Source organism: Micromonospora violae, assembly GCF_004217135.1.
GTDB lineage: Bacteria > Actinomycetota > Actinomycetes > Mycobacteriales > Micromonosporaceae > Micromonospora > Micromonospora violae.
Genome location: NZ_SHKK01000001.1, coordinates 3,597,067 through 3,614,779 on the forward strand (window position 1 = coordinate 3,597,067; position 17,713 = coordinate 3,614,779).

The following is a 17,713-nucleotide window of genomic DNA, read 5'->3' on the forward strand; positions in this document are numbered from 1 at the left end:
TCCGGGGTTTCCGCCCCACCACCTCGGGCAACCGCCCCGGGCACGACAGCGACCGCCCCGCGGTCGGGAAACGAAGGCGCAACCATGAGTGAGGCGAGTGTCGCCGTGCACGCCGACGCCGACCTGCTGGCGCAGGCCGTGGCGGCCCGGCTGCTGGTGAAGCTGCTCGACGCCCAGGCCGACCGGGGCGAAGCCTCGGTGGTGCTCACCGGCGGTCGGATCGCCGCAGCCGTGTACCGGGCGGTGGCGACGCTGCCGGCCCGCGACGCGGTGGACTGGTCCCGGGTCGACGTGTGGTGGGGCGACGAGCGGTTCCTGCCCGCCGGTGATCCGGACCGCAACGAGACCCAGGCCCGTGCCGCCCTGCTGGACGTGGTGCCCCTGGACCCGGCCCGGGTGCACGCGATGCCGGCCTCGGACGGCCCGGCCGGCAACGACCCCGAGGCGGCGGCCGCCGCGTACGCGGAGGAGCTGGCCCGCGCCGCCCGGCCCGGGCACGCCACGCTGCCGCACTTCGACGTGCTGATGCTGGGCGTCGGCGAGGACGGCCACGTGGCGTCGGTCTTCCCCGAGCACCCGGTGGGCTACGAGACCCGGCCGGTCAGCGCGGTGCGGGGCAGCCCCAAGCCGCCGCCGACGCGGACCACCCTCACCCTGCCGGCGATCAACACCGCCGAGGAGGTCTGGCTGGTGGCCGGCGGCGCCGACAAGGCCCGCGCGGTGGGCATGGCGTTGGCCGGCGCCGGGCCGGTGCAGTTGCCAGCGGCCGGCGTACGCGGCGTGGACCGCACCCGCTGGCTGCTGGACCGGGCGGCGGCAGCCGACGTGCCCGCCCGACTGCGCAGCCTGCGCTGAGCGCGGCCCGCTACTCGCCGCGTCGGCGCCGCAGAGCGGCGAGCGCCTCGTTCAACAGGGCCTCCCCCTCCTCGGCGGTGCGCCGCTCCTTCACGTACGCCAGGTGGCTCTTGTACGGTTCGGCGCGGACGCGGCCGGGCGGGTTCTGGGCGTCCCGGCCGGCGGGCAGCCCGCAGCGGGGGCAGTCCCACAGGGAAGGCGGCTCGACGTCCGCGCTGATCCGGATGTCGACCCGGTGGTCGTTACGGCACCAGTAGGTGACGTCCTGTCGGGGGGCGGGTTGGTGCCGTTCGTCCGGGCGCATGGGTGCGGACCCGACTCGGGCTCCCCGGATAACGTTGCCACTCGGCACGGCTGCTCGCTCCTGTCGTCGGAGGGGACCCGCCGTCTGAGGGGGTGAGCGGCGGGCGACGCGGTGCAGCGGAGAAAAGCCTGCGCGCGGCCCGTCGAGTGACGGACCGCGCGCAGATTGTACGACTAACTGAGCCTGCTCAGACGCCGCTGTTCATTTGGAGGCGCAGCCAGAGCCCGAGCCCGACGATCGCGGCGAACCAGACGACGCTCACCAGGACGGTGTAGCGGTCCAGGTTCTTCTCCGCGACCGAGGAGCCGGCGAGGCTGGAGCTGACGCCACCGCCGAACATGCTCGACAGACCGCCACCCTTGCCGCGGTGCAGCAGGATCAGCAGGGTGAGCAGAATGCTCGTGATGACCAGCAACACGATCAACGTGTATGCGAACCAGATCGGCATGGCTGGGGTCAGTTCCTCTCGTAGCGATCCTCGCCCGGTCTGATCGGGCACGGCGGCACCGACCGGCGGACGGGCGGTGTCCAGGATACCGAGCGATCAGCGGGCGAGGTGCTCCGGGAACCGGCAGATCTGCGCGAATTCCTCCGCGTCCAGGCTGGCGCCCCCCACCAGGCCCCCGTCCACGTCCGATTGGCCCATGATCGAGGCGATGTTGGACGCCTTGACCGAGCCGCCGTAGAGGACCCGAACCTGGTCGGCCGTCTCCTGGTCGAAACGCTCCGCCAGCCGCTGACGCACCGCCCCACAGACCTCCTGGGCGTCGTCCGGGGTGGCGGTCTTGCCCGTGCCGATCGCCCAGACCGGCTCGTACGCGATCACGACCTGCCGCACCTGCTCCGGGGTGAGCCCGGCGAGGCCCCCGTCGAGCTGGTCGGAGCAGTGCGCCACATGGGTGCCCTGCTCGCGGATGTCCAGCCCCTCCCCCACGCAGAGGATCGGCGTCAAACCGTGCGTCAACGCCGCCTTGACCTTGGCGTTGACCACCGTGTCGTCCTCGTGGTGGTAGGCCCGCCGCTCGGAGTGCCCGACCACCACGTAGGTGCAGCCGAGCTTGGCCAGCATCGGCCCGGAGATGTCCCCGGTGTACGCGCCGGACGCGTGCGGGGAGATGTCCTGCGCGCCGTAGCCGATCAGCAGCTTGTCCCCGTCCACCGCGGTCTGCACGGTGCGCAGGTCGGTGAAGGGCGGCAGCACGACCGTCTCGACGGCCGTGAGCTGCTTCTCGGTGAGGCTCGCCGCCAGCTTCTGCACCAGCAGGTTGGCCTCAAGGTGGTTGAGGTTCATCTTCCAGTTGCCGGCCATCAGCGGCCGGCGGGTGGTGCTCGACATTCAGTTCTCCAGGGCCGCGATGCCGGGGAGGGTCTTGCCCTCGAGGTATTCCAGGGAGGCGCCACCGCCGGTGGAGATGTGCCCGAAGGACGACTCGTCCAGGCCCAGGGCACGGACCGCAGCCGCGGAGTCACCGCCACCGACGACACTGAACGCGTCGGCCTTGGTGATCGCCTCGGCGATCCCCCGGGTGCCGGCCGCGAAGGCCGCCATCTCGAACACGCCCATCGGGCCGTTCCAGAAGATCGTCTTCGCCTGGGACAGCGCGGCGCTGAAGCCAGCCACCGTCTCCGGGCCGACATCCAGGCCGAGCCGGTGACTCGGGATGCCGTCGACCCGGACCGTGTCGTGCGCCGCGTCCGGAGCGAACGCGTCAGCCACCACCACGTCGACCGGAAGCATGATCTTGCCGCCGGACCGCTCCAGCAGGTTGCGGCAGGTCTCGACCATGTCCTTCTCCAGCAGCGACGTGCCCACCTCCAGGCCCTGGGCCTTGAGGAAGGTGAAGCACATCCCACCGCCGATGAGCAGCCGATCGACAGTGGGCAGCAGCGCCTCGATCACGGCGAGCTTGTCGGACACCTTCGACCCACCGAGCACCACCACGTACGGGCGCTCGGGGGCACCGGTGAGCTTGGAGAGCACCTCCACCTCACGCAGCACCAGCCGACCCGCGACGTGCGGCAACCGGGCCGGCACGTCGAAGACGCTGGCGTGCTTGCGGTGCACGGCACCGAACGCGTCGTCCACGTACGCGTCGCCGAACGCGGCGAGCTGGTCGGCGAAGGCGCCCCGCTCGGCGTCGTCCTTACTGGTCTCACCGGCGTTGAAGCGCAGGTTCTCCAGCAGAGCGACCTGGCCGTCGGCCAGATCGGCCACGGTGGAGCTGGCGGAGTCACCGACAGTGTCGGTGGCGAAGCGCACCGGCGCGCCGAGCAGCTCACCGAGCCGCCCGGCGACCGGGCTCAGGCTGAACTGCGGGTCCGGAGCGCCCTTCGGGCGGCCCAGGTGCGAGCAGACGACCACCTTCGCGCCGGCCTCGACCAGCGCGCCGAGGGTCGGCAGCACCGCCCGGATGCGGCCGTCGTCGGTGATGGCACCGGTCTGCTTGTCGAGCGGGACGTTCAGGTCGGCGCGCACCAGCACGCGCCGACCCGACACCCCCTCGGCGAGCAGGTCGTCGAGGGTCCGGATGCTCACAGCGACGAACCGACCAGCTTGACGAGGTCGACCAGGCGGTTGGAGTAGCCCCACTCGTTGTCGTACCAGCCGACGACCTTGACCTGGTTGCCGACGACCTTGGTCAGCGGCGCGTCGAAGATGCACGACGCCGGGTCGGTCACGATGTCGGTGGAGACGATCGGGTCCTCGTTGTAGACCAGGATGCCCTTGAGCGGGCCGTCCGCGGCGGCCTTCAGCGCGGCGTTGACCTCGTCCACGGTGGTCTCGCGGCCCACGTTGACGGTGAGGTCGGTGACCGAGCCGGTCGGGATCGGCACCCGCAGGGCGTAGCCGTCGAGCTTGCCCTTGAGGTCCGGCAGGACCAGGCCGATCGCCTTGGCGGCGCCGGTGGAGGTCGGCACGATGTTCAGCGCGGCGGCCCGGGCCCGACGCAGATCCGAGTGCGGCGCGTCCTGGAGGTTCTGGTCCTGGGTGTACGCGTGGATCGTCGTCATCAGACCGTGCTGGATGCCGAACGTGTCGTGCAGGACCTTCGCCATCGGGGCGAGGCAGTTCGTGGTGCACGAGGCGTTGGAGATGATGGTGTGCTTCGCCGGGTCGTAGGTGTCGTGGTTGACACCCATGACCACGGTGACGTCCTCGTTCTTCGCCGGGGCGGAGATGATGACCTTCTTGGCCCCGCCGTCGACGTGCGCCTTGGCCTTGGTGGCGTCGGTGAAGAAGCCGGTCGACTCGATGACGACGTCAGCGCCGACCTCGCCCCACGGCAGCTTCGACGGGTCCTTCTCGGCGTACGCCTTGATGGTCTTGCCACCGACGGTGATCTCGTCGGCGGTGGCCTTGACCTCGTACGGCAGGCGACCGAGGATGCTGTCGTACTTGAGCAGGTGGGCGAGCGTGCCGTTGTCGGTCAGGTCGTTGACCGCCACGACCTCGATGTCGGCGTCAGACGCCAGCACTGCCCGGAAGAAGTTACGGCCGATTCGGCCAAAGCCGTTGATGCCAACCCGGATGGTCACAGGTCCCATCTCCTCGCGTTCTGGTCCGCCGGCTTCAGACAACGGGCCGGCGGGAATGGTGTGCGCCGACCGTTTGGAGCCGGCCGTCGACGGTTCATCTCGGCCACCCCGCCGCGCGGTCTGAGGACCTGACCGCCCGAGGCGGTGGGCACGACGAGAAGTGCCGGTGTCGGCCCCCTTGCCGTACTCAGCGACCTTATCCGAGCGTGCGAGACCACGCTGCGCCGGGTCGTGCTCCCGGACGCACCGTGCGGCCCCACCGTCCTATCAGACCACGAGCATGTCGGGCGTGACGGCTGCTTCCGTATCCGGGATGCCAAGGTCGCGCGCCCGCTTGTCGGCCAACGCCAGGAGCCGGCGGATCCGCCCCGCGATGGCGTCCTTGGTCAGCGGGGGGTCGGCCAGCGCGCCCAACTCCTCCAGCGACGCCTGCCGGTGCTCCAGGCGCAGCCGCCCGGCGTCGGTCAGGTGGTTGGGCGCCTCGTCGGCGAGGATCTCCAGCGCACGGGTGACCCGTGCGGCGGCGGCGACCGCCGCCCGCGCCGAACGGCGCAGGTTGGCGTCGTCGAAGTTGGCGAGCCGGTTGGCCGTGGCGCGCACCTCACGGCGTACCCGACGCTCCTCCCAGGCCAGCACGCTGGAGTGCGCGCCAATCCGGGTGAGCAGCGCGGCGATCGCGTCACCGTCCTTGACGACCACCCGGTCCACCCCACGCACCTCACGGTTCTTCGCGGTGATGCCGATGCGGCGGGCCGCGCCGACCAGCGCCAACGCCGACTCCGGCCCCGGGCAGGTGATCTCCAACGCGCTGGAGCGGCCCGGCTCGGTGAGCGAGCCGTGGGCCATGAACGCGCCCCGCCACGCGGAGACCGCGCAGCAGACGTTGGCCGCCACCACGTGCGGGGGCAGCCCGCGCACCGGGCGACCCCGCACGTCGAGCAGGCCGGTCTGCCGCGCCAGGGCCTCGCCGTCCTTGACCACCCGCACGATGAAGTGGCTGCCCTTGCGCAGCCCACCGGAGGCCAGCACGTGGATCTCGCTGGGGTAGCCGTAGACCTCGGCGATCTCCCGGCGCAACCGCCGGGCCACCGCCCCGGTGTCCAGTTCAGCCTCCACCACCACGCGGCCGGAGACGATGTGCAGCCCGCCAGCGAAGCGCAGCAGCGCGGCCATCTCCGCCCGCCGGCAGCAGGGCTTGGGCACGTCGACCCGACTCAGCTCGTCCTTGACCGCGGCCGTCATCGCCATTGTGCGTCCCCTCACGGACCTGTTCCGGCGTGTCGCCGGAGATTACGTACGTGTCTAACGATCGGCGCCCAGGACAGGCACCAGCGCGGCGCCCAGGGCAGCCGGATCATGGCGGGGAGTCCCGTCGACAACGGCGACGGGGGCGAGGACCAGGCGGGCACCCAGCGATTCTGCCGCACGTTCGACCGGTTCGGGGTCACCCACCGCCTTGGCGTCGGCGAGCACGAGATCCACCTTGAGCTCGGGAAGGTACCAGTGCAGCGCCGCGAGGTGGTCGGCGACGGAGAGCCCGAGGGTCTCCTTCTCCGCGGCGAGGTTCAACGTGACCAGCCGCCGGGCCGAGCTGGACACGATCGCGTCGGCCAGCTGCGGCACCAGCAGGTGTGGAAGCACACTCGTGTACCAACTGCCCGGCCCGAAGATCAACCAGTCGGCGGCCCGGATCGCCTCGATGGCCTCGGCGCAGGCCGGTGGGGCGCTCGGGGTGAGGCGCAGCGACTCGACCCGCCCGGTGGTCACGGCCACCTGGTGCTGGCCACGCACCGTGCGCACCTCGTCCGGGGCGGCCGCGTCGGCTCCGCGTACCCGCGCCTCGATGCCGACCGGTTGACGGGACATCGGCAACACCCGCCCGACCGCGCCGAGCATCGCGCCGGCGTGCTCCAGCGCGGCCACCGGGTCGCCGAGCAGCTCCATGAGACCGCAGAGCACCAGGTTGCCCACCGCGTGCCCGGTCAGACCGTCGGTGCCGGCCGACACCCCGTCGGTGCCGCGCGCGGGCACGCCGCCCCGCTCCGGGTCGTCGCCCGCCGCCGGGCCCAGGTCGGCCCCGTCGGATCGCGGCACCCCCACCGGTACGGCGGCGAAGCGGTGCTGGAACAGCCCGGCGCTGCGCCGGGTGGCCGGATGATCCCCGGCCAACGCCACCAGCGCCTGGCGCAGATCTCCCGGCGGCAGGCCACCCCGCTCGGCCCGCAGTCGGCCACTGGACCCACCGTCGTCGCCCACCGTGACCACCGCGGTGATGTCGAGGTCGAGTTCGGGGGCGCAGTGGCGCAGCGCACGCAACGAGGCGGAGAGCCCGTGCCCGCCGCCGAACGCGACCACCCGCCGGGTCGTCATTCCCGCCCCAGGTCGCGGTGCTGGGCGTTCGCCGCCAGCCCGGAGTGACGCAGTCGGCTGGCCAACTCCTCGGCGATGGCCACACTGCGGTGCTTGCCACCGGTGCAGCCCACGGCGACCGTGAGGTAGCGCTTGCCCTCCCGCTCGAAGCCGGCCGTGGTGGCGTTGACCAGGTCGGCGTACGAGGCGACGAACGCGTCCGCGCCCTCCTGGCCCAGCACGTACGCGCTGACCGCCTCCTCCCGCCCGGTGTGCTCACGCAGCTCCGGCACCCAGTACGGGTTGGGCAGGAAGCGGGCGTCCAGCACGAAATCGGCGTCCGGCGGCAGGCCGTACTTGAAGCCGAACGACAGCACCGTCACCCGCAGCCGACGGGCGTCCTCGCCGCCGAACAGCTCCTCGATGCGACGTCGGAGCTGGTTGACGTTCAGATGGCTGGTGTCGATGATCACGTCGGCCTGGTCGCGCGCCTCCTCCAGGAGGCCGCGCTCCACGGCGATGCCGTCGGCCAGCCGCCCGTCCCCCTGCAACGGGTGCGACCGCCGAACGCTCTCGAACCGACGGATCAGCACCTCGTCGTCGGCGTCAACGAAGACCACCCGGGGCGAGAACCCGCGCTCCTTGAGCTCCCGGATCGCCCCGGCCAGATCGGTGGAGAAGGCCCGCGACCGCACGTCCAGCACCATCGCGGTACGCCGGGCCGCACCGCCCGCCTTGAAGGCCAGCTCGGCCATGTCCAGCATCAAGGCCTGCGGCAGGTTGTCCACGACGTAGTAGCCGACGTTCTCCAACGCCCGGGCGACCGTGCTGCGGCCACCCCCGGAGACGCCGGTGACCACCACCAGGGTGGTCTCCGACTCGGCCGCCAACTGCTCGTCATCGGCAGCCGTGCCGTCAATCCGGTCACCGGCTGTGCGCGCCTCGCTCACCAGTACCCCCAAGCCGTGGCGCCGCGGCCACCCTCGGCCGCGATTGGTCAATCAGCGACTCTATCCCGCCAACGGCCCGCGGCCGGGCACCCGTGGCCGGGCGGCACCGACGGGCCGTTCGACGGTCGCCCTCCCGACAGCGCACACGCTTGATGACGATCAGTAATCGTCTATACGCTCATTGCGATCACCGCAGGTCAAGGCCAACATATGGGAGGCGCGATGCACGACCTGGCGGACAAGAACAAATACGTTGGCTTCCTGTTCATGCGGATCAGCCCCGAGTACTTCGCCCTCGGCCGCGAAGGCATCCACGAGATCTCCGCCGAGCACGCCCGCGACCTGGGCCGCTTCGCCAAGCAGCTCACCCACGTCGTCTGCACCGGGGTGAACGGCAAGTACGACCAGGTCACCATGGTCGAAGCCGACACCCTCGAGGAGATCAACGCGGCGGCCACCGCCTTCCGGATGGGCAACAAGGCCCGCTACATCGAGATCGTCGACATCGTGGTCGGAATGAAGGCCCCGCCGCGCGGCCTGGCCAACCGGTCCAGCCAGCCCGGCTGACCACCACACCCGTGGGCGCACCCGGACCGGGTGCGCCGCACGGGCGCTGTCGGGGTCGGCTCGTAGACTCCCCGGATGGCTTCTCCCACCGACCTGCGTACCGCCTCCGACGCCCTGGATGTGCTGGGCCGGGTCTTCGGCTACGACGCGTTCCGTGGCTTCCAGCAGGACGTGATCGACCATGTGGTCGCTGGCGGTGACGCGCTGGTGTTGATGCCCACCGGTGGCGGCAAGTCCCTGTGTTACCAGATCCCCGCCCTGGTCCGCGACGGCGTCGCCGTCGTCGTCTCCCCGCTGATCGCGCTCATGCAGGACCAGGTCGACGCCCTCACCGCCGTCGGCGTCCGGGCCGGGTTCCTCAACTCCACCCAGACCCTGGACGCCCGGCGGCGGGTGGAGGCCGCCTTCGTCGCCGGCGAACTGGACCTGCTCTACCTCGCCCCGGAGGCACTCGGCGTCCGGTCCACCCTCGCCCTGCTCGACCGGGGGCGCATCGCCCTGTTCGCGATCGACGAGGCGCACTGCGTGTCCCAGTGGGGGCACGACTTCCGCCCTGACTACCTCGCGCTGTCGATGCTGCACGAACGCTGGCCGCAGGTCCCCCGCATCGCGCTGACCGCCACCGCGACCAGCGCCACCCGCACCGAGATCGCCACCCGGCTCAAGCTCGACGACGCCCGCCACTTCGTGGCCAGCTTCGACCGACCCAACATCCAGTACCGGATCGTGCCCAAACGGGAACCCCGCAAGCAACTGCTGACCCTGCTGCGCGACGAGCACCCCGGCGACGCCGGCATCGTCTACTGCCTGTCCCGGGCCTCGGTCGACAAGACCGCCGAGTTCCTCACCGCCAACGGTGTCGCCGCCCTGCCGTACCACGCTGGGTTGGACGCCGGCACCCGCGCCGCCAACCAACAGCGCTTCCTGCGCGAAGACGGCCTGGTCATGGTCGCCACCATCGCCTTCGGCATGGGCATCGACAAACCCGACGTCCGGTTCGTCGCCCACCTCGACCTACCCAAGTCCGTCGAGGGCTACTACCAGGAGACCGGCCGCGCCGGCCGCGACGGCCTGCCGTCCACCGCCTGGCTGGCGTACGGGCTGCAGGACGTCGTCCAGCAACGCAAGATGATCGAGACGTCCGACGGTGACCTCGCCCACCGCCGCAACCTGGCCGCCCACCTGGACGCGATGCTCGCCCTCTGCGAGACAGTCCGCTGCCGCCGCGTCCAACTGCTCGAATACTTCGGCGAGACGACCACAACCGCCTGCGGCAACTGCGACACCTGCCTCACCCCACCGGAGTCCTGGGACGGCACCGTCGCCGCCCAGAAGCTGCTCTCCACCGTCTACCGCCTCGACCGCGAACGCAACCAGCGCTTCGGCGCCGGGCACTGCATCGACATCCTGCTCGGCAAGCAGACCGACAAAATCGGCCAGTACGGTCACGACTCCCTGACCGTCTTCGGCATCGGCACCGAACTCAGCGAGGCCGAGTGGCGGGGTGTGGTCCGGCAACTGCTCGCCGAAGGGCTCCTCGCCGTGGAGGGCGACTACGGCACGCTGGCGCTGACCGAGGCGAGCGCCGACGTCCTCGGTCGCCGGCGCACGGTCACCATGCGCCGCGAACCGGAGAAGCCGGCGTCGAGCCGCTCATCGAAGCCGCGCGGCTCGTCCACCGTCGTGGCCGAGCTGACCCCGGCCGCCGCGTCACTGTTCGAGCGGCTGCGCGCCTGGCGTGCCACCACCGCCAAGGAACAGGGCGTCCCGGCGTACGTGATCTTCCACGACGCCACCCTGCGACAGATCGCCAGCGACGCGCCCCGCACACTGGCCGACCTGTCCCGGGTCAGCGGGGTCGGCGAGAACAAACTCGCCAAGTACGGCGAACAGATCCTCTCCGTCCTCGCCACCGACTGAGCACACCTTTTGGGTATGCCGAAGGGCCGGGCCCCGGTGGTGGGGTCCGGCCCTTTCGGTTGGTGTGTGGTGGTGCGGTTGTCAGCTGGTGGCGTAGCCGCGGGTGGCGATCCAGTCGGCGAGGTGTTCGACGCTGATCTGGTAGGCGGCCTGGTTGGGGTCGGCGGAGTCGGCGATGGTGACGGTGTTGCCGTTGTCGTGGTAGCCGACGACGCTGATGTAGTGCCCGCCCTCGTAGGAGTGGTTGACGCCGTTGGTGTCGGTGCTGGTCCCGGCGATGTTCGCGACCACGGCCCGCCCGTCGTCCACGGTGCGGACGATGTCGGTGCGCAGTTGGTCGGTCTGCTTCGCGTCGGCGTCCGGGGAGCTGATCTCGACGGAGTGGTAGGCGTCGGCCTTGCCGGTTTCCTTGTTCAGTACGGGGGTGATGTCGTTGATGGAGTTGGTGCCGGCCTCGGTGGTGCCCATCTCCTTGGCCATGTCGTCAACGTTGATGTCCTTGCCCTGCACGGACAGGGCGTTACGGGTCGCGGCGGGGCCGCAGTAGTAGAAGTTCGGCTGGGCTTCGTAGCGCACACCCAGCTCCCGCTCACCATGACCGCCCTTGCGGTCGGTCTGGGTCTGGGTGGTCGGCTTGGCGTCCGACGCGGCGTAGGCGGCGGTGACGGGGCCGGCGATGGCGCCGCCGGTGAACGCGAGACCAGCAGCGGTCAGGGCGGTCTTACGGATCAGATCGGTACGCATGATGGCGTGCTCCTCTGCATCGGGGGATGCCCACACGACGTCCGGGGGGTGCGGGGCCGTGCGGGGGGAAGTTCACGGCAACGCCGGCGATCCGCAGGGACCTGCTCGGGCGTCGCAGGGGGTGTAACCGGGGCGGCCGGCCGGGTGTTCCCGGCGGCTGCCGCACCGGGCCGGGGGCCACGGTGGTCTGCCAGGTATAACGACCCCACCCGGCCGGCGATTCCGCCGCCGGGGTGGCCCCGACCACCCGACACCCACCCCCAAACCCGACAAACCACCCGCCCGACGTGGTTGGCAAACCCGACACCGCGGGCACCGCGGGATGATCGACTCGCGTTTCAGGAAAACGCGGTATCCCACTGCCCGCAACACCCCGACATCCTGAAACCCGAGTCGATCACGCCCACCTGCGCCCGTCCGCGCGGTGGAACCCGAGGAGTCGGGGCAGAACCCGCCGCGCGAAACCGACACGGCCGACGAACGGGCTCACCGGCCCCGACCACCGCGACAGACCGCTCAAACCCGACAAACCACCGGCCCGCCGTGGTTGGCGGACCCGACACGGCGGACACAGCGGCGTGATCGACTCGCGTTTCAGGAAAACGCGGGGTCCCGATGCCAGGGACACCCCGACATCATGAAAACCCGAGTCGATCACGCCCGCCGTTGCGCCGGGACACCCCGACATCACGGGATCAGGTGCTGGGCTTCGCGTCCGGGCCGTCGCCGGCCTTCGTGTCCTTGTCCAGGGCGGTCAGGATCGCCTCGGCGGTGCGCCGGCCCACCCCCGGCACCTCGGTGATCTCTTCGACCGTCGCGGCCGAGAGTCGCTTGAGGGAACCGAAGTGCCGCAGCAGCGCTTTGCGACGCACCTCACCCAGGCCGGGTACGTGGTCCAGCGCCGACTCGGTCATCCGCTTGGAGCGGCGCTGCCGGTGGAAGGTGATGGCGAACCGGTGGGCCTCGTCACGCACCCGTTGCAGCAGGTAGAGCCCTTCCGAGGTGCGCGGAAGGATGACCGGGAACTCGTCGTCGGGGAGCCACACCTCCTCCAGCCGCTTGGCCAGCCCGCACAGGGCCACGTCGTCGATGCCCAGGTCGGCGAGGGCCTGCGCGGCGGCCGCGACCTGTGGGGCACCGCCGTCGACGACCACCAGTTGCGGCGGGTACGCGAATTTGCGTGGCCTGCCGGTGGTCGGATCGATCAGGACGCCGACCTGCGGCTCGACAGCGCCTTGAGCGGTGGCCGCATCGGGAGGGGTGGCCGCGTCGTCGGCCGACTCCACGCCCACCTCGCCGGTCTCGGCTCTGGCGTCCAGGTAGCGGGCGAAGCGGCGCCGGAGCACCTCGGACATCGCGGAGAGGTCGTCGGTGGCGCCCCGGACGATGAACCGCCGGTACTCGCTCTTGCGGGGCAACCCGTCCTCGAAGACCACCATGCTGGCCACCACGTCGGTGCCCTGGATCTGGGAGATGTCGAAACACTCGATGCGCAGCGGCGAGGTGCTCATGCCCAGCGCCTCGCTGATCTCGTCCAGTGCCTTGCCCCGGGTGGTCAGGTCACCGGAGCGCTTCAGCTTGTGCCGGGCCAACGCGTCCTTGGCGTTGCGCTCCACCGTCTCCATCAGGGAGCGCTTGTCGCCGCGCTGCGGCACCCGCAGCGACACCCGACTGCCCCGGTGGTCGGAGAGCCAGTCGGCCAGCGCGTCGGCATCCGCGGGCAGCTCGGGGACCAGCAGCTCCCGGGGGACGTCGGCTTCGCCGTGCTCGCCGCCGTAAACCTGGGTGCAGAAGTGGTGGACCAGGTCTCCGGTGGTCAGGTCCTCGGTCTTCTCCACCACCCAGCCGCGCTGGCCACGGACCCGGCCGTCGCGGACGTGGAAGACCTGCACGGCCGCTTCGAGCGGGTCGTCGGCGAAGGCGACGACGTCGGCGTCGGTGCCGTCGCCGAGCACCACGGTCTGCTTCTCCATGGCTCGGCGCAGTGCGGCCACGTCGTCGCGCAGCCGGGCGGCCCGCTCGAACTCCAACTGCTCGCTCGCCTCGGTCATCTCGCGTTCGATCTTGCGGACCATGGTGTCGGTGCGTCCGGCCATGAAGTCGCAGAACCCGTCGACGATGGCCCGGTGTTCGTCGGCGGAGACGGTGCCGACGCACGGCGCCGAGCACTTACCGATGTAGCCCAGCAGGCAGGGACGCCCGACCTGACCGGCCCGCTTGAACACCCCGGCGGAGCACGTCCGGGCGGGGAACACCCGCAGCAGCAGGTCGAGGGTTTCCCGGATGGCCCAGGCGTGCGAATAGGGGCCGAAGTAGCGCACGCCCTTGCGCTTGGCACCGCGCATCACCTGCAGCCGTGGGTACTCCTCGTCGAGGGTGACGGCGAGATAGGGGTACGACTTGTCGTCGCGGTAGCGGACGTTGAACCGGGGGTCGTACTGCTTGATCCAGGTGAATTCCTGCTGGAGCGCCTCGACCTCGGTGCCGACGGTGATCCAGTCCACCGACTCCGCGGTGGTGACCATCTGGCGGGTGCGCTCGTGCAGGTTCCAGACGTCACCGAAGTAGGAGTTGAGTCGGCTGCGCAGGTTCCGTGCCTTGCCGACGTAGATCACCCGGCCGGTACCGTCGCGGAAGCGGTAGACCCCCGGGAGCTCCGGGATGGTGCCGGGTGCGGGACGGTAGGTCGAGGGGTCAGCCACGCCACCAAGCCTAGTCCGCAGCACCGACAGCCCAGCGCGGGCGCGTGATCCACTCCACGTCCCGGAGGTCGGGGTGTCGGCCCGGCACGGACACCCCGACCTCCGGAAACGCGGCTCGGCCTTGCCGCGGCGGGGCGGACCGGCCCGGTCCGCCGACCCCGCTACGGATCAGGCCAGCGAGATCTGGTCGCCGGTGACCTTGATGTTCTTCGGCGGCAGCGGCTTGGTGGCCGGGCCGGCCTTCACGGAGCCGTCCTCGATCGAGAACCTGCTGCCGTGGCAGGTGCAGTTGATGGTGCCGCCGTCGACGTTCGTCACCGGGCAGTTCTGGTGCGTACAGATCGGGCTGAAGCCCTTGAACTGGCCGGCCGTCGGCTGGGTGATGACCACCCCGGCGGTGGTGAGGACCTTGCCGCCCCCGACCGGGATGTCGGCGGTGGTGGCCACCGACTGGGCATTCTGCCGATCGCCGCCGCCGGCGTCTCCGGTGCTGGGCACGGCGGGGCCACCGCTGGTGGGTGCGGCGCTGCCACCACCGTCGTCGCTACCGCAGGCCGCCAGGACGACGGCCGCGCCGACCGCCCCGGCGCCGGTGAGCAGGGTACGACGTGTCGGCGTACCCGAACCGGTCAACGCCTGATCGTCACTCATGCCTCGCCTCTCTCTAGCCCGCTGCGCCGGTAGATGGCCGACACACTTCTCCACACGGGCAACTGTGCCGGATGGTTCACGGCGGCACTCGTCCGACCCGGCAAATGGGGGTGGGGCGGGTCGTCAACCGACCCGCCCCACCCGAGAAACCACAGACAGAGGTCAGCGCGCGGCAGCCGTCGCCTTCCGGCTGGCCCGGGCCTTGGTCGCGCCGTTGGCCTTGGCGGCCCGGGTGGTGGCGGCAGCGGCGCCCTTGGCCGCACCGTCGAGCTTGAGCACCTGGCGCAGGAACTCGCCGGTGTGGCTCTCGGCCACCTCGGCGACCTCCTCCGGGGTGCCGGTGGCCAGCACGGTGCCGCCCCGGTGGCCGCCCTCGGGACCCATGTCGATCAGCCAGTCCGCGGTCTTGATCACGTCGAGGTTGTGCTCGATGGTGATCACCGTGTTGCCCTTGTCGACCAGCCCTTCCAGCACCATCAGCAGCTTGCGGATGTCCTCGAAGTGCAGACCGGTGGTCGGCTCGTCGAGAACGTAGACCGTCCGCCCGGTGGAGCGCTTCTGCAGCTCGGAGGCGAGCTTGACCCGCTGCGCCTCACCACCGGAGAGGGTCGGCGCGGGCTGCCCGAGGCGGACGTAGCCCAGGCCGACGTCGACCAGCGTCTTCAGGTGCCGGTGGATGGCCGGGATGGCGGAGAAGAACTCGGCGGCCTCCTCGATCGGCATCTCCAGCACGTCCGAGACGGTCTTGCCCTTGTAGTGCACCTCCAGGGTCTCCCGGTTGTACCGGGCGCCCTTGCAGACCTCGCAGGGGACGTACACGTCAGGGAGGAAGTTCATCTCGATCTTGATGGTGCCGTCACCCGAGCACGCCTCGCAGCGACCACCCTTGACGTTGAAGGAGAACCGGCCCGGGCCGTACCCGCGGACCTTCGCCTCGGTGGTCTCCGCGAACAGCTTGCGGACGTGGTCCCAGACACCGGTGTAGGTAGCCGGGTTGGAGCGTGGCGTCCGACCGATCGGCGACTGGTCCACACCGACGACCTTGTCCACGTGCTCCAGACCGGAGACGCGGGTGTGCCGGCCGGGCACCAGCCGGGCGCCGTTGATCTGGTTGGCCAGCACCGCGTACAGGATGTCGTTGACCAGCGTCGACTTGCCCGAGCCGCTGACCCCGGTGACCGCGATCAGCTGCCCCAGCGGGAACGAGACGGTCAGGTTGCGCAGGTTGTGCTCCCGCGCGCCGTGCACCACCAGCTCCCGTGCCGGATCCTGGGGGCGGCGGCCCGTCGGCGTCGGGATCGACCGGCGGCCGGACAGGTACGCCCCGGTGATCGACTCCTTGTTCTTCAGCAGCGCCGGCACCGAGCCGCTGTGCACGATCTTGCCGCCGTGCTCACCCGCGCCGGGACCGATGTCGACGATCCAGTCGGCGGTGCGGATGGTGTCCTCGTCGTGCTCCACCACGATCAGTGTGTTGCCCAGCCCGCGCAGCCGGATCAGGGTCTCGATCAGCCGGTGGTTGTCGCGCTGGTGCAGCCCGATCGACGGCTCGTCGAGCACGTAGAGCACGCCCACCAGACCGGAGCCGATCTGGGTGGCGAGCCGGATGCGCTGGGCCTCACCGCCGGAGAGCGTGCCGGCCGGGCGGTCCAGGGAGAGGTAGTCCAGGCCGACGTCGAGCAGGAACCGCAGCCTGGCGTTGATCTCCTTGAGGACCCGCTCGGCGATCATCTTCTGCCGGTCGGTCAGCTCGATGCCGGCGAGCAGGTCGGCGCACTCCCCCACGGACAGGTTGCAGACCTCGGCGATGCTCTTGCCGGCCAGGGTGACCGCGAGCACCTCGGGCTTGAGTCGGGCACCGCCGCACGCCGCGCACGGCACGTCGCGCATGTAGCCCTCGTACTTGTCGCGCGACCACTCGGACTCGGTGTCGGCGTGCCGGCGCTCGATCCACTGCACCACGCCCTCGAAGCCGGTGTAGTAGGAGCGCTCACGGCCGTACTTGTTGCGGTAGCGCACGTGCACCTGATCGTCGGAGCCGTGCAAGATCGTCTTCTGCGCCCGCGCCGGCAACGCCCGCCACGGGGTGTCGATGTCGAAGTGCTGAGCCTCGCCGAGCGCCTCCAGCAGGCGCAGGAAGTATTCCAGGTTGTGCCCGGTGGACCAGGGCTGGATGGCGCCCTCGCGCAGGCTGCGCTCCGGGTCGGGGATCAGCAGCTCCGGGTCGACCTCCTTCTTGGTGCCCAGGCCGGTGCACTCCGGGCAGGCGCCGTAGGGCGCGTTGAAGGAGAAGACCCGCGGCTCAAGGTCCTCGATGGCCAGCGGGTGGTCGTTGGGGCAGGCCAGGTGCTCGGAGTAGCGGCGCTCGCGGTCCGGGTCGTCCTCGGGAAGATCGACGAAGTCAAGCAGGACCAGCCCACTGGACAGGCCCAGGGCGGCCTCGACCGAGTCGGTGAGCCGCTGCTTGGCGCTGGGCTTGACGGTGAGCCGGTCGATCACCACCTCGATGGTGTGCTTCTCCTGCTTCTTGAGCTTCGGCGGCTCGGTCAGCGGGTGCACCACACCGTCGACCCGGGCCCGGGCGTAACCCTTGGCCTGCAACTCGGCGAAGAGGTCGACATATTCACCCTTACGGCCGCGAACCACCGGGGCGAGCACCATGAACTTGGTGCCCTCGGCCATGGCGAGGACCCGGTCGACGATCTGCTGCGGGCTCTGCCGGGAGATCCGCTCGCCACAGACCGGGCAGTGCGGCTCACCGATGCGGGCGTAGAGCAGGCGCAGGTAGTCGTAGACCTCGGTGATGGTGCCGACGGTCGACCGCGGGTTACGCGAGGTGGACTTCTGGTCGATCGAGACGGCCGGGCTCAGACCCTCGATGAAATCGACGTCCGGCTTGTCCATCTGACCGAGGAACTGCCGGGCGTACGACGAGAGCGACTCGACGTAGCGGCGCTGCCCCTCGGCGAAGATCGTGTCGAAGGCCAGGCTCGACTTGCCCGACCCGGACAGCCCGGTGAACACGATGAGCGCGTCCCGGGGCAGGTCGAGACTGACGTCACGCAGGTTGTGCTCGCGCGCGCCACGGATGATCAGTCGGTCGGCCACGGTGCGTGTACTCCCGGGAGAAGATG

Annotated in this window: 15 protein-coding genes; 3 read left to right on the top strand and 12 right to left on the bottom strand. The window is 70.6% G+C overall.

Annotation, left to right across the window (positions count from 1 at the left end):
- Nucleotides 1-84: 84 nt before the first annotated feature.
- Complete coding sequence (gene pgl / locus EV382_RS15790) at nt 85-855, top strand: 6-phosphogluconolactonase (RefSeq protein WP_130402725.1); 771 nt, start codon at nt 85-87, stop codon at nt 853-855.
- A 10-nt stretch (nt 856-865) separates the two neighbouring features.
- Here the strand turns inward: pgl and EV382_RS15795 are convergent, their stop codons facing one another.
- From EV382_RS15795 to rapZ, 8 genes are all read right to left on the bottom strand, one after another.
- Nucleotides 866-1,207, bottom strand: a complete 342-nt coding sequence (locus EV382_RS15795) for an RNA polymerase-binding protein RbpA (RefSeq protein ID WP_130402727.1) — start codon at nt 1,205-1,207, stop codon at nt 866-868.
- Between the two features lie 139 nt (nt 1,208-1,346).
- Nucleotides 1,347-1,607, bottom strand: a complete 261-nt coding sequence (gene secG, locus EV382_RS15800) for a preprotein translocase subunit SecG (protein WP_130402729.1) — start codon at nt 1,605-1,607, stop codon at nt 1,347-1,349.
- Nucleotides 1,608-1,703: 96 nt separating this feature from the next.
- Entirely contained in the window at nt 1,704-2,495 is a 792-nt protein-coding gene (tpiA, locus tag EV382_RS15805) for a triose-phosphate isomerase (RefSeq protein WP_130402731.1), read from the bottom strand.
- Nucleotides 2,496-3,695, bottom strand: coding sequence for a phosphoglycerate kinase (locus tag EV382_RS15810; protein ID WP_130402733.1), 1,200 nt, complete (start codon nt 3,693-3,695; stop codon nt 2,496-2,498).
- Nucleotides 3,692-4,696, bottom strand: a complete 1,005-nt coding sequence (gene gap / locus EV382_RS15815) for a type I glyceraldehyde-3-phosphate dehydrogenase (protein WP_088988543.1) — start codon at nt 4,694-4,696, stop codon at nt 3,692-3,694. Before gap ends, EV382_RS15810 begins: the two co-directional genes overlap by 4 nt.
- A gap of 267 nt (nt 4,697-4,963) precedes the next feature.
- On the bottom strand, nt 4,964-5,944 hold the full coding sequence (gene whiA, locus EV382_RS15820; protein WP_030337350.1) for a DNA-binding protein WhiA: 981 nt from the start codon (nt 5,942-5,944) through the stop codon (nt 4,964-4,966).
- A gap of 54 nt (nt 5,945-5,998) precedes the next feature.
- A complete protein-coding gene (locus EV382_RS15825) occupies nt 5,999-7,066 on the bottom strand; it encodes a gluconeogenesis factor YvcK family protein (RefSeq protein WP_130402735.1) in 1,068 nt (355 codons plus the stop codon).
- Nucleotides 7,063-7,965: an RNase adapter RapZ gene (rapZ, locus tag EV382_RS15830; protein WP_130408861.1), complete on the bottom strand. Its 903-nt coding sequence runs from the start codon at nt 7,963-7,965 to the stop codon at nt 7,063-7,065. Before rapZ ends, EV382_RS15825 begins: the two co-directional genes overlap by 4 nt.
- Nucleotides 7,966-8,217: 252 nt before the next feature.
- On the opposite strand from rapZ, the gene EV382_RS15835 reads away from it, so the two are divergent.
- Nucleotides 8,218-8,562 carry a hypothetical protein gene (locus tag EV382_RS15835; RefSeq protein WP_091403656.1) on the top strand — a complete coding sequence of 115 codons (345 nt, stop codon included), beginning with the start codon at nt 8,218-8,220 and terminating at the stop codon, nt 8,560-8,562.
- Nucleotides 8,563-8,637: 75 nt separating this feature from the next.
- Nucleotides 8,638-10,482 carry a DNA helicase RecQ gene (recQ, locus tag EV382_RS15840; RefSeq protein WP_130402737.1) on the top strand — a complete coding sequence of 615 codons (1,845 nt, stop codon included), beginning with the start codon at nt 8,638-8,640 and terminating at the stop codon, nt 10,480-10,482.
- An 81-nt stretch (nt 10,483-10,563) separates the two neighbouring features.
- Here the strand turns inward: recQ and EV382_RS15845 are convergent, their stop codons facing one another.
- The 4 genes from EV382_RS15845 to uvrA form a co-directional block, all read right to left on the bottom strand.
- On the bottom strand, nt 10,564-11,226 hold the full coding sequence (locus EV382_RS15845; protein WP_130402739.1) for a C39 family peptidase: 663 nt from the start codon (nt 11,224-11,226) through the stop codon (nt 10,564-10,566).
- Between the two features lie 695 nt (nt 11,227-11,921).
- On the bottom strand, nt 11,922-13,928 hold the full coding sequence (uvrC, locus tag EV382_RS15850) for an excinuclease ABC subunit UvrC (RefSeq protein WP_130402741.1): 2,007 nt from the start codon (nt 13,926-13,928) through the stop codon (nt 11,922-11,924).
- A gap of 168 nt (nt 13,929-14,096) precedes the next feature.
- Nucleotides 14,097-14,579 carry a Rieske (2Fe-2S) protein gene (locus EV382_RS15855; protein WP_130402743.1) on the bottom strand — a complete coding sequence of 161 codons (483 nt, stop codon included), beginning with the start codon at nt 14,577-14,579 and terminating at the stop codon, nt 14,097-14,099.
- A gap of 162 nt (nt 14,580-14,741) precedes the next feature.
- Entirely contained in the window at nt 14,742-17,687 is a 2,946-nt protein-coding gene (uvrA, locus tag EV382_RS15860; RefSeq protein ID WP_130402745.1) for an excinuclease ABC subunit UvrA, read from the bottom strand.
- Nucleotides 17,688-17,713: the final 26 nt, after the last annotated feature.

What these genes read in the sequence shown, in the direction of transcription:
- pgl (WP_130402725.1), top strand. Translation starts at nt 85, where the DNA reads ATGAGTGAGGCGAGTGTCGCCGTGCACGCCGACGCCGACCTGCTGGCG.
- secG (WP_130402729.1), bottom strand. Translation starts at nt 1,607, where the DNA reads ATGCCGATCTGGTTCGCATACACGTTGATCGTGTTGCTGGTCATCACG.
- tpiA (WP_130402731.1), bottom strand. Translation starts at nt 2,495, where the DNA reads ATGTCGAGCACCACCCGCCGGCCGCTGATGGCCGGCAACTGGAAGATG.
- whiA (WP_030337350.1), bottom strand. Translation starts at nt 5,944, where the DNA reads ATGGCGATGACGGCCGCGGTCAAGGACGAGCTGAGTCGGGTCGACGTG.
- EV382_RS15825 (WP_130402735.1), bottom strand. Translation starts at nt 7,066, where the DNA reads ATGACGACCCGGCGGGTGGTCGCGTTCGGCGGCGGGCACGGGCTCTCC.
- EV382_RS15835 (WP_091403656.1), top strand. Translation starts at nt 8,218, where the DNA reads ATGCACGACCTGGCGGACAAGAACAAATACGTTGGCTTCCTGTTCATG.
- recQ (WP_130402737.1), top strand. Translation starts at nt 8,638, where the DNA reads ATGGCTTCTCCCACCGACCTGCGTACCGCCTCCGACGCCCTGGATGTG.
- EV382_RS15845 (WP_130402739.1), bottom strand. Translation starts at nt 11,226, where the DNA reads ATGCGTACCGATCTGATCCGTAAGACCGCCCTGACCGCTGCTGGTCTC.
- EV382_RS15855 (WP_130402743.1), bottom strand. Translation starts at nt 14,579, where the DNA reads ATGAGTGACGATCAGGCGTTGACCGGTTCGGGTACGCCGACACGTCGT.